This is a genomic window from Methylomonas sp. 11b (assembly GCF_000515215.1).
Classification (GTDB): domain Bacteria; phylum Pseudomonadota; class Gammaproteobacteria; order Methylococcales; family Methylomonadaceae; genus Methylomonas.
In genome coordinates this window covers 1,154,657-1,169,349 of the sequence record NZ_KI911557.1, presented here as the reverse complement: position 1 = coordinate 1,169,349, position 14,693 = coordinate 1,154,657, and the positions used below count along the sequence as shown (strand labels likewise).

Genomic DNA, 14,693 nt, shown 5'->3' with positions numbered 1-14,693 from the left:
AAGAGCTTATCTAAGTCGCCACAACACGTTCTTTTCCAACCATTTATATGTCTTCCGACGCCAGAAAAACAAAGTTTTATATAAGTTTGGATGTTGATAAATGAAAAACTCAAGCTCTTTTAATAGGGGGTATGATAAGTCCATTTTAGAGTTAGAGAATTCTTTGGCAAACCATTCCGCTTCGATCATAAGATTGTAAAATTCTTTCCTTAAATTAATTTGAGGTTTGGACTTTTTGGCTTGGTGCCTAAGTCCAGAAAAGTGTTGATTAAATAAAATTTCGTAACGTACGGCTAATCTATCTAGGTACTCCATGATAAATAATTTGTTATCATTGTTCTTTGACGTTGTGCTGTCATTATGTACGCGGAAACTAGCCAATATCTGGGGAACAATAAACAAACCCTCGTTACTAGCAACACGTATCCAGTACTCGTAATCACATAATTGTGCAAGCAATGGATTAAATTTTCCATATTTTGAAAATAAATCTCGATGGAGTAGCGTTGCCGTTGGTTCACCAAAGTAGTTTTTATCCGGATATTCCAATGATGTCTTCCTGATTGTCTCTGGATTTATATATCCGCCGTTTGGGAATATGGATTTAAGATAAGGCAGTTCATTTATAGTCTGTGCAAGGTTAGAGCTATTTTTATCGTAATCATTATATATTACGTCTCTTTGACAAACTATGAATTGATTTGACTTGTTGGCATGCGCCATCATTTTTCCGATACAATCTGGATGAAGTAAATCATCTTGGAATACAAATTTTATCCATTCTCCTTTGGCAATATCGACACATCTATTCCAGTTTCCTACCAGTCCCTGGTTTTTTTCGTTAACATACAAAAATACGCGGGAGTCGATAGCTACAAATTTGTTTACAATGTTGCAAGTACTATCATTAGAGTGATCATCGACAACGATCACTTCAAAGTCCTTATAAGTTTGGGCTAGTACGCTAGATAAAGTTTCTTTTAAATAACGTTCCCCATTGAATGTAGGGATACAAACACTTATTTTTGGCATGCTTTTTAGCGCTTCTTAAAGAAAAAACACATTCTACCTGCTGTGTTATTGGCGTTTATGTTTCTAGCCATATCCTTGAAATCTAATAGCTCCTTTGAAGTGAAAATCGTACTATTACGGTTTGACCAATATGATTTTTTATCTGTCAGAGGTATATCTCGACAGTATTGCTCGCTACCATAAAGTTCAAAGTCAAGACTATCGGATATGGTTTCATATAGCTGTAATCCTGCTTGTGCGCCTAACAATTCAACACTTTTTTTTGAATGAAGGTATAAATGACGAGGAGGATCCATCTCGACCCAGTTGGTCTTATAGTGTTGCCAAGCAAAAGATGATACTGTAGGTATTCTAATTAGAATTACGCCATTCGGAGTAAGTAAATTCGCGGCATGTTCTAACGTCTCTCGCTGATTGGGTATGTGTTCAAGCGAATGATGCATCGTAATCAAATCAAAATAACCTTGAATATCTTTAAGTTCGGTATTTAATATGGTTATTCCATTGAGGTTTATACATTTTTTTATAAAAGGATCTACACCGTAAAGATTTTTAAAGCCCGCAGTGTATAGCATTTCGAGCCATATAGACCAACTGCCACAGCCTACATCTAAGAATCTAGCGTTAAAGTTTGAAATGCCTGAAGTACGTAATATTACAGAAATTGGTAATACTTCGTCTATGCGTAAGTCTGGCATGCTCACAAATTTCGATAATATTTTATTGACTTTATAACCCTTGTCAAATATTGCATTTCTAAATCTTTGTTTTATGAGGAGTCTAATTAATCTGGATTTCTGATTTTTGGGTGAAGTAAAAAAAGAATAATATTCTTCAGGGTAGAATAGACCTAAATTGTCGGGAATGGTAGTTATTTGCAAGCATTTGCAATCTGCGCATTGGAAATATTCAAATTCTTCTCGAGTCCCGAACATCATTTCTCGTCCGATAAAAACCTCATGATTTTCAGTTGAGTTGCATATGCGACAAGAAAGCTTTTTTTTCATTATAAAGGTCTTATGTGATAGTGGATTTTTAAAGTTCCCATGCTGCATCAAGTGCAATAAATCCATCTTTAATGGTTATGGGTACTATGCCTTCTATTTGAAAATGCTTAAGGTTCTCGCCATAAAACACGGTTCTAACACCTTCTCCTGACGTTATACCGAAGCGGATCGAGTACACTCCTGGAAGTAGAGGCACATTTTTAATTTTACATCGGATAATGTGCTGACCCATTTTTAGGTAAGGAATATTTAACTGTTCTTCGCTGTTGTGGGTGGTTAAATAAATAAAGTCTGTTGTATGGAAACCAAAGCCAAAAGTGACATCATAAAGATCATGTAATACGTTAATTGTGAACAGTACGGTATGTGCCTCATTATATATTAATGAATCAGTTATTGAATTGTTGGCATCCACGAAACAAATTTCAGATAATAAAACCTCCCCGCTGCTCTCTATTTGTTTTTTATTTGTATCAATGTTTTCTTTTATTTTTTCATCATTTTTTTGATAAAAGTAGTCGCAAACTTCTTGAGGGTTTCCTTCTTTATCAATTCTGCCGTGGTCCAGCATCAATACTCTATTACACAGTCGTTGGATTTGACGGATGTTGTGTGAGACTAATAAAACTGTTTTTTTCTGACGTTTTATTAAGTCTTCCATTCGATCAAAACACTTCCGTTGAAAGGCTAAGTCACCAACCGCTAGCACCTCATCTACGATTAATATATCTGCATCCATCGTAGTGGCTATCGAAAACCCCAGCTTTACCGTCATCCCGGAGCTATAACGCTTTACCGGTGTATCTATAAACTGTTCCAATTCCGAGAAATCAATGATTTCATCCAATTTCTTTTGGATGATTTTTTTTGGAATGCCTAGGATCGCGCCGTTAAGATAAATATTTTCCCGTCCCGTCAGTTCCGGATTCACGCCTGCACCCACTTCGATCAGAGGAGCCACGCTGCCGCGCACAATGACTTCGCCTTTGGTTGGGTTACTGATATTGGCCAAGTGTTTGAGTAGGGTGCTTTTACCTGCGCCGTTATGGCCGATAATGCCAACGACTTCTCCTTCGTCGATATGAAAATTGATGTCGTCAAGTGCTTTAAAAAGCTCACGTTCTTTAACCGGTTGGAAGGTGATTCTTCTTAAGGCGTTTAAAGCTGTTTCCTTCAAACTGATGAGATGACCGAGTTGATATTCTTTGGTAAGGTGGTTGACTTCTATGATGGCCATATATGTTAATTAATAATGTAATTTTGAAGTTTTTGCCGAATATTATATGACATCGGCGAACCAACTTTCCGCGCGCTTAAAGAACCAATAGCTGAACGGCAGTATTACCAAAATCAAAATTAATCCGGGATAAATTACATTTAAATCGGGCTCGGTTGCCCTAATTAAAACACTTTGAAATCCATCTATAATGCCCACTAAAGGATTAAGTGTGTATAAAAAATACAGATCATTGGACCACGCGCCCGCTGCTTGTTCTATAACTAATTTCTTTTGCACCAAGCTCAACGGATATATGACTGGGGAACCATACATCAATAAAGATAATGCTATTGGTATTGCTTGAGCTATATCGCGGTAGTATACATTCATCGCTGCGCCAAAGAAGCTGATTGTTAAGGCGACTATCATGGTGTACAGCACGAAAACAGGTATCCAGGCCGCATGCAAAGTGGGCATCACATGATAATAAATCATCATGACAGCCAAAATCGCAAAACTGATAACTAATTCCACCAGTTTGGTAACCATCGCGGTTAACGGAAAAACTTCGCGCGGGAAATATATTTTCTTGATCAAATTGGCATTAGAAGTGACGCTATTGACTCCTTCAGAAACCGATTCCTGAAAAAATACCCAAGGTATTAGTGCCGCAAACGTAATAAGCGGATAAGGTAACCCACCGGTTTCTATGCCCACAAAACCTTTAACCAACGTAAAGACCAGCATTAGCATAATAGGCTTTAATACAGCCCATAAAATTCCGAGGTATGCTTGTTTATAGCGGATAACGATGTTTTTCCAGGTGAGTGCGGCTATCAGCTCTCTGTAGGTGTATAAATTTTTCGCGATTCGTAACATGGGTATTTATTTTAACTGAATAATCCAATCGGTAGCGGTTAAGCTTTTAATTAGAGATGGGGATTATTTGAAATTCTTCATGCGTTTAAGCAAGATTTTTGAGTTGGGGTTGTGTTCCAAACCTTTTTCTAAAATGCTTTTAGCTTCTGCTTTCATATTTTTTCTTTGATACAAACTACTCAAGGCGGCGTAAGGAAAAGAGTTGTTTTTATCAAGCGAAATACTCTTTAAGTTGGCCGCAATTGCTTCATCGATTTCTCCCATGAATTGGTAGGCTTGACCGACATCGTAAAATATTTTTGGCATTAACTTAAAAGTAGGCGAGGCGTGATCCGGTACGTATAGAAGATCTCCTACTGCCATGCGGTATTTAGACTGTTTTTCAGCTTCGTCATGGGTTCTGAACGCTAAATTCATGGTGTGTAAGCCTGCGCAATAGTGGTGGATATGAATAAAGTCGTCTCCGAGCTTTCGGTTCCAGCTTTGGTAGTCAGGCGATTTTTGATCGGATGCGCGCGCCTTGCAGTACGGTGGCAGGAATGCATAATCGGCGTCGGTTTTCGGGTAGTCGGCTGCCGCATTCCGGATACAGGCAATAAATAGCAATGTAAGTAATCTGATTTTTTTCTCGCGCATGAATTTGCTTGAATGCTGTTTTATAAATACTTTTGATAGATGGTTTGTATCGCTTCTGTGTGCTGCCGGACGTCGAAAGTTGCTAATGCTTTGGTCCGGGCATTACTGGCTAACAGATTCATCAACTCGCTGGATCGGTAAAACTTAAGGATAGAGGCTGCCAAACTCTCCGCGTCACCGCTGTTAAACAGCAGTCCGGTTTGATTGTCTTCAACCATTTCAGCGCCACCGCCATGGTTTGGTACGATTAAAGGCCGGCCTAACGCCATCGCTTCGATGACGACCGTGCCCAACGGTTCGGGGCTAGTGGATGCTGAGACCACAATATCCAGAGCTTTATAGGCTTCTATCATGTCACTGACGTGGCCGATAAAGTTGACGGTATCCGACAATGATTCCCGTCTCACACGTTCTCTAAGCTCTTGTTCGTAAGGGATGCAATCGTCTGGCGTTCCACCTACAATCAGCATTTTTAAACGGGGTATTTTGTCTTGCAGTATTTTAGCCGCATCAATAAATAGTTGCTGCCCTTTCCAAGGAATAAGTAAACCTACTAAACCTACGATAAACACATTTTCCGGTAAATCGAATCGTTGCCTAAATAACGAGCCGCTTGCTTGGTTGTTCAGCTTATCCAAAGCGATGCCATCATAGACCACGCTAATTTTCTCGTCAGGCACGGCTAATTTTTCACGCATGCTGTCGGCAACCCAATGGGAGACGGACACAAAATGATCGGGTAGGGAATAAGCCCAACGCGCCGAATGCGGTCCGTCAGGGTTACCACGGACGTGGCAAATACTGGGGATGCGCAAAATCTTGGATACCAATAGTGCTGCTCTGTTACAAAGTGGCTCGTTGTTGGCATGTATTAGGTCGGCTTTGAACCGCCATGCAGTCCAAAGCAAGTGGAGAAAAAACGGTAAAAAATTAAATAAGTCGTCGCTTCTGGCTATTAGCTGATTAACGCAAAACCTAAGTAGTGGGACTTTGTTTAACCATTGTGCCGATTCGGCTTTTGTACGCCACGCCACGATGTCTATATGACGGTCCGGGATGTGTTTCCATAAGGCTTCATCGGCAATCTCCTGATATTGCGGACCGTTGCGTCCTGTAATTACAAGAGGTAGAAAGCGGCCCCGATCAAGATTTCTGACTAAATGCCTCAAACAGATAATGGCGCCACCATAACCAATTCCGTTCTCGACATAGATAATTCTTTTTGGGAGGTTATTGGTCGGCATGGAATCAGAATTTGGCAACATCAGCGTAGAAAGCGTTAGGGAATATTCTCATATACTCAGGATTTTGCGAATTTTTGTTTAGTGACACGTAACGCATTAATTAAGCTGGCTGGCAAGATGCTGACGATCAGATAGAGTAGATTGTTAAGTGTCAAATTTTGGGAAAGGCCTCTTTTAAATGCCTCTCTGGCTTTGGCATTATTGCCGCCGCTAAAATACCAGTAGCCAAGCGTCCATTGCGCTTCCGCCACTAAACTATTTGGCGAAACGCCTTGGGCAATTAGCTGGGGTGAGGCAAAGTTCCGAATAGACTCCGTGACCTTGGTCAAGTCGACTAACATACGTTCGCTGGCTTGGGTGGCATTGTCGCCGTGCTGACGGCGCAACATCAAAATGTCGGGAAGGCAGGTTACTGGGTGAAACGTGGCAATTTTTGCCCACAATTCCAAGTCCTCGCCATAGCGAATCTCGGTATTGAACATGCCTGCTTCAAGCAAGGTTTGGCGCTTCACCAAAACGGTACCCGTCGGTATAAAGTTTTTCTTCATTAGAGCGGCAAGGGCGTTGGGAACTGGCTTTCCGGCCAGATGTTGGAAATTTTCCAGCATTTGATGTTTGGCTAACACCGATTGGGTTAGCAGTTGGTCGTCGTTGTCGATTTCCGTCATATCGCCGGCAATCAGGTGGAGTTCCGGATTACGTTGCAGTGCTTGGATTTGCTTGGTGGTTTTGTCCACTGTCCATTGATCATCGGCATCCAGGAATGCAATCCAGTCACCGCTAGCCAATTCTATGCCTTTATTGCGCGCGGCGGACGGGCCTTGATTGGCTTGTTTGTGATAAATGACGGCATTGGCAAACTCCTCAACGACTTGTTCGGTGTTGTCCGTTGAGCCATCATCCACCACGATGATTTCGTCAACTTTGCTGGTTTGCGCCTGAATGCTGTTGATGGCGGCACGAATGAATTTCGCGCTGTTATACGCTGGAATGACGGCGCTGATTTTCATTTTGGGCTAATCAAAAATTTTCGATACTTTAGAATTATTATGAACTGGTTTTGCAAATCAACCACGCCGGTACAATTAATCCGGTGCAATAACCGATCAGCGCTAATTTTCTATGTCTATAGTATAGACGGTATAGAAATGCACCGGTTTTACGGTAAGTAGCCGCTAACCTAATTGTTGGCCATTGACGCTGATTGAAACGATTAACGATATTGTCGGTTTTATTTTGCAAGAATTCGCCAAGTTCTGGGGACGCCAAGAAGCGAACGTTAGGCAAATTCGCCCTGATTTGCCCTAAAAGATGGTCTAATCCACCTATAGCCTGTTGGCATTCGTCCTCTGATCGCGTGTAATTGTAGCGATGCGTGGAAATACTCACAGGCAGGGCTTGGCGATAAGCAATTTCAGCTTCGGCAAATGCGCTAGCCGGTGTGTTTTTGCCGTCAACTGGTTCGTACATTACGTTACGAACCAGGTACAGTTGTGCCAAACGATTGGTATTGCCGACCCGAATCAGCGGAGGATCCTGAAAATAATGTCCGGTTTCATCGCGCCCGGTACAGCGGTAGCCGGCAGTTTGAATGGCGATGATATTTTGCTGTTGCCAACTTTGTTCAATCTCATCGTTCCATAAATAGCACGGGGCGACCGTGCTGAGGCTGGGATAGCCGAACATGCTGGTAAAACATTGCATGGCATTGGCGACCAGTGAATTGGCATCCTTAGCGTTAATGGCTTTGGTCGGTAAATTGCTTCCATCTACATAATGGCCTTGTAGCGGCGAATCCAGTTTTTCCCAGTCCCACCAATCCTTGCTTGCACGGGCGGTTGCGAGGCGGGGGTCTTGCTGCCGGCATAATTCGGCGAAAGCCTTGCCGTTTAGATGTTCCATTCCATGTAGTTGCGGCACTAAAGTGTCTTGCTGTATGCCTTGTTGTAGGGCTTCAAAAATGGCCGGGAAGTCTTTGTCCAGCATGCGTCTGTGGTACTGGCCCGTGGATTCGATCTTTGCTAAATCCGGAACCGCCAAGACCATATCGGCGGTAAGTATCGCAGAGCGGTTCACAGAGTCTTTGTGTTGAGCCAGCATGGAGAGAAGCTGTGTTAAACGTGCTGCGTGGAAGTCGCCACCTGGACCCCAGTCGTCGCTTTCGATTAAAACCGGCGTATCGGCAAAATAGGGCTCACGCCAGGTAGCGATAAATAGGGTTTTTTTCCACAGCCATAAGGCCGTAAGGCAGGCCAGCCAGAAACCTAAAAAAAACAGAACTGCCATAGATTTTGTTTAATAATTAAAAAGCCTGAATATTCGGTCTACTACCGCACCGAACTTTCATCGTAGCAGAGATTCGCGAACTAGCTGAAAACTACAGTACAAACTTTAAATGTGGTCGATATATCAGCTGGCTTATGATAGCAGCGATAAATAGCAATTCGCTAAACTTTGGAATGAGTCTAGGCTCTGTAGCATACAGACGACGCGGGCGTTCGTAGTTGAGTAACCATAACAAAACTCTAAATAGCAGAGGAAATAGAATGTTAAAAGCTTTAGGACTGCCTGATCACTGGCGTAAACCGCTGCTGGGCATCGTGTTGGTTACACTGGTTTCAGTAGCGGCTTTTTTTGAGACTTGGGCAGCAATTGTCGCTATTTGGTCTCGATCCGACACATTCACGCACGGTTTTTTAGTGGCTCCGGTTAGTCTTTGGTTGATTTGGTCGTGCCGGGAGCACTATCGAGATTTACGGCCGGCTTTCAGTAGATTAGGTTTGTTGTTTATCGTCGTCAGCGGATTTGGCTGGTTAATTGCCGATTTGGTGCATGTTGCGGTGATTCAGCAATGGGCAGTGGTTGGTGTTTTGGTCGGTGGTTTTTGGGCCACGCTTGGTAGTCATGTCATCTCGCAAATGTTATTTCCGATAGTATTTTTATTTTTGATGGTGCCATTCGGGGAAGCGTTTATTCCGCCTTTAATGGAATACACTGCCACCTTTGTTGTTACGCTGATAAGGCTAACGGGAATGAGTGTCTACCGGGAAGGCTTGTTTTTTACGCTAACCTCGGGTAATTGGTCGGTGGTAGAGGGATGCAGTGGTTTACGTTATTTGATTTCATCGCTAACACTTGGTTCGGTATATGCGTATCTAAATTACAGCAGTTACAAGAAGCGGACCATCTTCATTACGCTCTCCTTCTTGGTCCCGATTTTAGCTAACGGTCTGCGCGCCTATTTGATTGTGATGATTGGCCATTTCAGTGACATGAAACTGGCTGCGGGAGTGGATCACATCGTTTACGGCTGGGTGTTTTTTGGGATTGTCATGTTTGGATTGTTTTATTTTGGCTCTTTTTGGCACGATAAGGATGCAGGGGCGGCCGCCGCATCAACCCCAGATTTGGCGTTTGACTCCAATCTTGCTGATTCTGCAACGGTTTACAAACATTATTGGCCGGCCTTAACGATAACCGCTTTATGCGTTTTCATTTGGCCCTTTATGTCACAAGGCTTATCCGCACTACAGGCCGCTCACATTGATGTACCCGAGCGCTTTAGCCGGCCGACTTTGCCTGATTGGCAGCCGGTTGCAGCGCCAGATTGGGGATGGGAGCCTAGTTTTAAGGGCGTGGTGGCGGATGCCAAGGTTTATTTGAGCGATGGTCAAACGATAGTCGGTATGTATTTTGCCAATTTTGGCGATGAAACCCAAGGCGGTGAACTGGTCAATTCGCAAAATTATCTGGTCCCGCAAAAACATCCGGTATGGCGGATGCTGCATGACGACGTCATTGCGATGCAGTGGGCAGCCGATAAAAACGGCGATATTGAAGAAGCGGTGCTAAACAGTACGCATCGGAGTTTGTTGGTTGAGCGTTGGTACCGGGTTGGCGACAAAAGTACTGCCAATGCCTATCTGGCTAAATGGTGGCAATTGCTGAAACGATTGTCAGGTGACGCATCCGCTGAGTTGCTTGTCGTGTTGTATACCGAAACCCCGGATGGCGATTACGATTTGGCCCGGCAAAAATTGAAACAGCTCGCGGTAGCCTGTTGTCGTTAAAAGGCTGCGCCGAGTTTATTGTGACAATTCAATGAAAACGAAGGGGCAAATTTTCGGCTTAAATGGCCTAATCCAAGGCTTGACCCCAACAGTCATCTAAATGTTAGACTAGCCCAACCCATTTTCATTCAGCCCGTAAGGAAAACGACATTATGATCCCGGTAGTATTATCAGGTGGTTCAGGAACTCGGCTATGGCCTTTGTCTCGTGGTCAGTATCCTAAGCAATTTTTACCCTTGGTGTCCGGCAACACCATGCTTCAGGAAACCATTTTAAGGCTTGATGGCGTTGCCGGCTTACAAGCGCCAATTGCGGTTTGTAATGAAGATCATCGGTTTATGCTCGCAGAGCAAATGCGGGAAATCGGAATCAAACCTGCTGCTATTATTTTGGAGCCTGTCGGGAAAAATACCGCACCGGCCGTAGCGATGGCTGCATTGAGTGCACGCTCCGAAGACGATGTATTGTTGATTTTGCCGGCTGACCATGTGGTCGGTAATCGCGCCGCTTTTCATCGCGCGGTGGTTCAAGCCGAACTGTTGGCGAAACAGGATCTTTTGGTGACGTTTGGAATCGTCGCGACCGAGCCGGAAACCGGCTATGGCTACATCAAGCGCGGCGATACCCGCTATGGTGAAGCTTATAAAGTTGCCGCATTTGTTGAAAAGCCCGATTTGCAAACCGCGCAGCGCTATCTGGAAACTGGCGAATATTTCTGGAACAGCGGTATGTTTGCTTTTAAAGCCGGTTGTTTTTTGCGTGAGTTAGAAAAATACAATCCGGAAATGCTGGAGGTTTGCAGGGAAGCCTTGCGGGCGGCAAAACCCGATTTGGATTTTGTGCGTTTGGATAAGCAGATTTTTTCGACGTGCCCATCCGATTCCATCGACTACGCCGTGATGGAAAAAACCGATAAGGCGGTGGTGATCCCGTTGGATGCGGAATGGAACGATGTCGGTTCCTGGTCCGCACTTTGGGATGTAACCGATAAAGACGCGGCCGGCAATGCCATCAAAGGCGATGTGTTGACGGTAGATACGTGCAATTCCTATATTCACTCGGCCAACAAATTGGTAGCGGTGATCGGTGTGGATAATTTGGTGGTGGTCGAAACTGACGATGCGGTCATGATTGCCGCGAAGGATAGAGTGCAAGACGTCAAGGAAGTAGTCGATCAACTGAAAAAATTGAAACGCAGTGAAGCCAGCGTGCATCGGAAGGTTTACAGACCATGGGGGCATTACGATTTAGTCGATGCCGGTGAGCGCCATCAAACCAAGCGTATAGTCGTGAAGCCTGGTGCGAAACTATCGGTACAAAAGCATCATCACCGCGCAGAGCATTGGGTGGTCGTCAAAGGTACTGCCTGGGTGGATAAAAACGGTGAGAAAATTTTAGTCACCGAGAACGAATCGATTTATATCCCTTTGGGCGTTATTCACAGCCTGGAGAACCCGGGAGTGATTCCGTTGGAAATGGTGGAAGTCCAATCCGGCAGCTATCTCGGCGAAGACGATATCGTCCGTTACGAAGATCAATACGGCCGTATTTAACTCGGAATTGTCTGCTTATCGCGGCGCCAAGATGCGCTTTTTGACGACTGCATCTCGTGTAAAGCATCTGCCAAACGGCATTACTCGGCCATTGTGAACAGATGATTTGCATGATTCTATCGTTCGATGTGTCACCAAAATTAAGTGTTTTTGTCTAAATTTACTGAAGTTCGCCGTTCAACGAAGAGCGGCGAAGGATTTTTTGTCAGCGTTTTGGTTTAAAGTTAGCCGTTTTATACCCGCCGAATAAAAAATTTGGTGCTTGCTTTATTCCGGAGTTGCTCTTGTCGCTACAAACAATCAACGATTTGTTGAAAAAACATAAGCTTGTCGAAGGCATGCTGAACAATCAGCCTATGCCGCGCCGTAAGCTGATCACTGCTTTGGTACAAAAGCAGCACATGGTGGAACTGCGTAGTCTGTTGGCCCGGCTGACTGCTATCGAAATAGGTCAAATTCTGCACGCTCTGGACCTAGAGGATGCGAACTTGGTCTGGCAGCAGGTCGAGGAAGCCAGACAGGACGATGTGCTTTGGGAATTGTCCGATACCTTGCGCGAGGAATTGGTCGGCGACCGAGAACCGCATTGTGGCGTGGGACAAATGAGCGCATTCGAGTTGGTCGAAGGTCGCCTCGCTAAGGTCGCTATCACCTGCCGCCACGATTTGTATGCCATCAAGCCGATCTGGATCGATTTGTTGGCGCCAAGCAAGGCGCAGCGGCTGCTTATCGGGCAACATTATGGCCTGGAGTTGCCGGACCCCCTGGATTTGACCGATTTGGAAGCCAGCGCCCGGTTCTACGTCGAGGATCAGCACGAAATTCATATACATTCGGATTTTTTACTGGATCGTGAAGGCAAGTCGCGCAGTGTACCGGTCGCCTTCATATTGCGCGGAGATATGCTGTTTTCGGTACGTAGTGAAGAATTGCCCGTATTTCGTTTACAGCGTTTACGCGCACGCACGCAGCCGGGCTTTGTCTCGGATTGCAAGGATATGTTGCTGGATTTATACGGTGCCGAAGCCGAGTATTCCGCGGATGCGCTGGAGAATATTTACGAACAGTTGGAAATTGTCAGCAAAAAAGTATTAAGCCAGGATATTAGCGACGAAGAAGCCGCGGATATTTTGACCGATATTGCCGAAGAGGAGGATTTAAATGGTCGAATCCGCCGGAATATGCTGGATACTCAGCGCGCCGTGTCGTTTTTGATTCGCCGCAAACTGCTGAATACCACGCAGTTGGAAGATGCGCAGCAAATTTTGCGCGATATAGAATCACTTAATAGCCATACAGCGTTTTTGTTCGACAAGATCAACTTCCTGATGGATGCAACGGTCGGTTTTATCAATATTAATCAAAATAAAGTGATTAAAATTTTCTCGGTGGCTTCGGTGGCAATGTTGCCGCCCACCTTGATTGCCAGTATTTACGGTATGAACTTTGAGAATATGCCGGAATTGCAGTGGATACTTGGCTATCCTTTTGCACTCGGATTGATGACTGTCTCGGTATTGTTGCCGTTTATTTTCTTTAAAAGGAAGGGTTGGTTGAGATGAGCGATTGGCATACTTCTGGCCCATTTAAAGCTCAAATGCAGCCTGCGACAATATGCCACATTTGAATTTGAAATTTTCGCCACTATCATTAACCTAGCTTTTTCGTTCGGTTTGATAGTTAAAAGTTGCGTTATATTTCTTCCTATTGCTTCTAAGGCGGTTATTAAAAATAACTGCCTTTTTTTTGCCTAAAATAAATTTTGGTCAGCGTTTGGGATTGAATTTAATCAACTTGATAGCGTTTTCATCACGCTTAATTATTTCAATGATATGTCCATGCAACTTCACACTGGTACCCGGTTCCGGAATAGTTTCCATATATTCGATTACCAAGCCATTCAAGGTTTTTGGGCCTTCGGTCGGCAAATCCCAGTGGGTGATCCGATTCAGTTCGCGGATGGTTACGCCGGCATCCACCAGATAGCTGCCGTCTTTTTGCATTTTTATATCGGGTTCTTCCGAAACCAATTCACCGACGATCTCTTGCAATAAGTCGTCGAGCGTCACTAATCCCTGCACGTCTCCGTATTCATCTACCACCAGGCCAATACGTAATTTCTCGGCCTTAAAGATTTGCATCTGTTTATGAATCGAAGTGCTCGCCGGAATGAAGAAAGGCTTGGACAGGCTATTAGTGATATTGTGTTTATCAAAATCAGGGTCACTAATTTGCGCCAAAATCGTACGTAAATGTAGAAAACCTATCACTCGGTCTATATTTTTTTTGTATACCGGTAGGCGAGTATGCGGGCTATTTTGTAGCTGCTTGATAATCTCTTCTACCGATTCTTCCAGATCGATACCGACAATTTCATTGCGATGGGTCATGATGTCGGTAACGCTGGCGGATTCCAGATCTAAAATACTCAGCAGCATATTTTGATAGCGCGTCGGCAAATGATTGGCGTCCGACACGATGCTTTTTAACTCGTCTTTATTAAGCGATTCGATAGACGCATTACTCGTGCTTTTAATACCGAACGGCCACAATAACAGGCTGGATATAGAGTTAATCATCCATACTAATGGATAAAAAATCTTTAATAATGGAATGTAAATCCAGGAGGACAGTAACGCCAGTAACTCAGGTTTGAGTGCTCCCAAGGTTTTTGGGGTTACTTCTGAAAATACCAGCATGCCGAAAGTCAGCAGGCCGATAGCCGGGGCTATAGCGTTGTCTCCGCTAACACGGATGGCTATTAAGGTTGTTAATGACGATGCCAGGATATTGACAAAGTTGTTGCCCAGCAGAATAAGGCCTAGCAAACGTTCCGGCCTTTTCAGGAGTTGATGGGCTTTAATAGCGCCCTTATGATTTTTCTTCACCAAATGCTGCAACCGATAACGATTCAGAGTCATCAAGGCGGTTTCAGATCCGGAAAAAAAAGCTGAAATGATAAGTAGGGCTGCCAGTATACCGAGCAGTACACTCAAGGATATGTCGTTCAAGGCAACAGGGCTCTTGGCTGTTAAACATTAAGCTAGTTTCTA

Annotated in this window: 12 protein-coding genes; 3 read left to right on the top strand and 9 right to left on the bottom strand. The window is 44.1% G+C overall.

Going from position 1 to position 14,693, the window contains the following annotated elements:
• Nucleotides 1-6: 6 nt before the first annotated feature.
• The 8 genes from METH11B_RS0105445 to METH11B_RS0105410 form a co-directional block, all read right to left on the bottom strand.
• Complete coding sequence (locus METH11B_RS0105445) at nt 7-1,032, bottom strand: glycosyltransferase family 2 protein (RefSeq protein WP_026601154.1); 1,026 nt, start codon at nt 1,030-1,032, stop codon at nt 7-9.
• A 5-nt stretch (nt 1,033-1,037) separates the two neighbouring features.
• The gene (locus METH11B_RS0105440; RefSeq protein ID WP_036275630.1) at nt 1,038-2,039 is read right to left on the bottom strand and encodes a class I SAM-dependent methyltransferase; all 1,002 of its coding nucleotides are present in this window, start codon (nt 2,037-2,039) and stop codon (nt 1,038-1,040) included.
• A 28-nt stretch (nt 2,040-2,067) separates the two neighbouring features.
• A complete protein-coding gene (locus tag METH11B_RS0105435) occupies nt 2,068-3,276 on the bottom strand; it encodes an ABC transporter ATP-binding protein (RefSeq protein ID WP_026601152.1) in 1,209 nt (402 codons plus the stop codon).
• Between the two features lie 42 nt (nt 3,277-3,318).
• A complete protein-coding gene (locus METH11B_RS0105430) occupies nt 3,319-4,137 on the bottom strand; it encodes an ABC transporter permease (protein ID WP_026601151.1) in 819 nt (272 codons plus the stop codon).
• A gap of 63 nt (nt 4,138-4,200) precedes the next feature.
• A complete protein-coding gene (locus METH11B_RS0105425) occupies nt 4,201-4,773 on the bottom strand; it encodes a tetratricopeptide repeat protein (RefSeq protein ID WP_026601150.1) in 573 nt (190 codons plus the stop codon).
• A gap of 20 nt (nt 4,774-4,793) precedes the next feature.
• Entirely contained in the window at nt 4,794-6,017 is a 1,224-nt protein-coding gene (locus METH11B_RS26235; RefSeq protein ID WP_036275621.1) for a glycosyltransferase family 4 protein, read from the bottom strand.
• Nucleotides 6,018-6,073: 56 nt separating this feature from the next.
• Nucleotides 6,074-7,027: a glycosyltransferase family 2 protein gene (locus METH11B_RS0105415; RefSeq protein WP_026601148.1), complete on the bottom strand. Its 954-nt coding sequence runs from the start codon at nt 7,025-7,027 to the stop codon at nt 6,074-6,076.
• A 37-nt stretch (nt 7,028-7,064) separates the two neighbouring features.
• Nucleotides 7,065-8,303 (bottom strand): hypothetical protein, encoded by a 1,239-nt coding sequence (locus METH11B_RS0105410; protein ID WP_026601147.1) that lies wholly within the window; start codon nt 8,301-8,303, stop codon nt 7,065-7,067.
• A 260-nt stretch (nt 8,304-8,563) separates the two neighbouring features.
• Here METH11B_RS0105410 and xrtA point away from each other — a divergent pair, with 260 nt between their 5' ends.
• The 3 genes from xrtA (at nt 8,564) to corA (ending at nt 13,202) form a co-directional block, all read left to right on the top strand.
• The gene (gene xrtA / locus METH11B_RS0105405) at nt 8,564-10,087 is read left to right on the top strand and encodes an exosortase A (RefSeq protein ID WP_026601146.1); all 1,524 of its coding nucleotides are present in this window, start codon (nt 8,564-8,566) and stop codon (nt 10,085-10,087) included.
• 152 nt (nt 10,088-10,239) lie between these two features.
• Nucleotides 10,240-11,640 carry a mannose-1-phosphate guanylyltransferase/mannose-6-phosphate isomerase gene (locus tag METH11B_RS0105400; protein ID WP_197026931.1) on the top strand — a complete coding sequence of 467 codons (1,401 nt, stop codon included), beginning with the start codon at nt 10,240-10,242 and terminating at the stop codon, nt 11,638-11,640.
• A 284-nt stretch (nt 11,641-11,924) separates the two neighbouring features.
• Complete coding sequence (corA, locus tag METH11B_RS0105395; protein WP_026601144.1) at nt 11,925-13,202, top strand: magnesium/cobalt transporter CorA; 1,278 nt, start codon at nt 11,925-11,927, stop codon at nt 13,200-13,202.
• 204 nt (nt 13,203-13,406) lie between these two features.
• Here the strand turns inward: corA and METH11B_RS0105390 are convergent, their stop codons facing one another.
• A complete protein-coding gene (locus tag METH11B_RS0105390) occupies nt 13,407-14,651 on the bottom strand; it encodes an HlyC/CorC family transporter (RefSeq protein ID WP_026601143.1) in 1,245 nt (414 codons plus the stop codon).
• Nucleotides 14,652-14,693 lie beyond the last annotated feature (42 nt).

Bases quoted from the DNA above. Each gene is read 5' to 3' on its own strand.
- METH11B_RS0105445 (WP_026601154.1), bottom strand. From the start codon at position 1,032: ATGCCAAAAATAAGTGTTTGTATCCCTACATTCAATGGGGAACGTTAT.
- METH11B_RS0105440 (WP_036275630.1), bottom strand. From the start codon at position 2,039: ATGAAAAAAAAGCTTTCTTGTCGCATATGCAACTCAACTGAAAATCAT.
- METH11B_RS0105435 (WP_026601152.1), bottom strand. From the start codon at position 3,276: ATGGCCATCATAGAAGTCAACCACCTTACCAAAGAATATCAACTCGGT.
- METH11B_RS0105430 (WP_026601151.1), bottom strand. From the start codon at position 4,137: ATGTTACGAATCGCGAAAAATTTATACACCTACAGAGAGCTGATAGCC.
- METH11B_RS0105425 (WP_026601150.1), bottom strand. From the start codon at position 4,773: ATGCGCGAGAAAAAAATCAGATTACTTACATTGCTATTTATTGCCTGT.
- METH11B_RS26235 (WP_036275621.1), bottom strand. From the start codon at position 6,017: ATGCCGACCAATAACCTCCCAAAAAGAATTATCTATGTCGAGAACGGA.
- METH11B_RS0105415 (WP_026601148.1), bottom strand. From the start codon at position 7,027: ATGAAAATCAGCGCCGTCATTCCAGCGTATAACAGCGCGAAATTCATT.
- METH11B_RS0105410 (WP_026601147.1), bottom strand. From the start codon at position 8,303: ATGGCAGTTCTGTTTTTTTTAGGTTTCTGGCTGGCCTGCCTTACGGCC.
- xrtA (WP_026601146.1), top strand. From the start codon at position 8,564: ATGTTAAAAGCTTTAGGACTGCCTGATCACTGGCGTAAACCGCTGCTG.
- METH11B_RS0105400 (WP_197026931.1), top strand. From the start codon at position 10,240: ATGATCCCGGTAGTATTATCAGGTGGTTCAGGAACTCGGCTATGGCCT.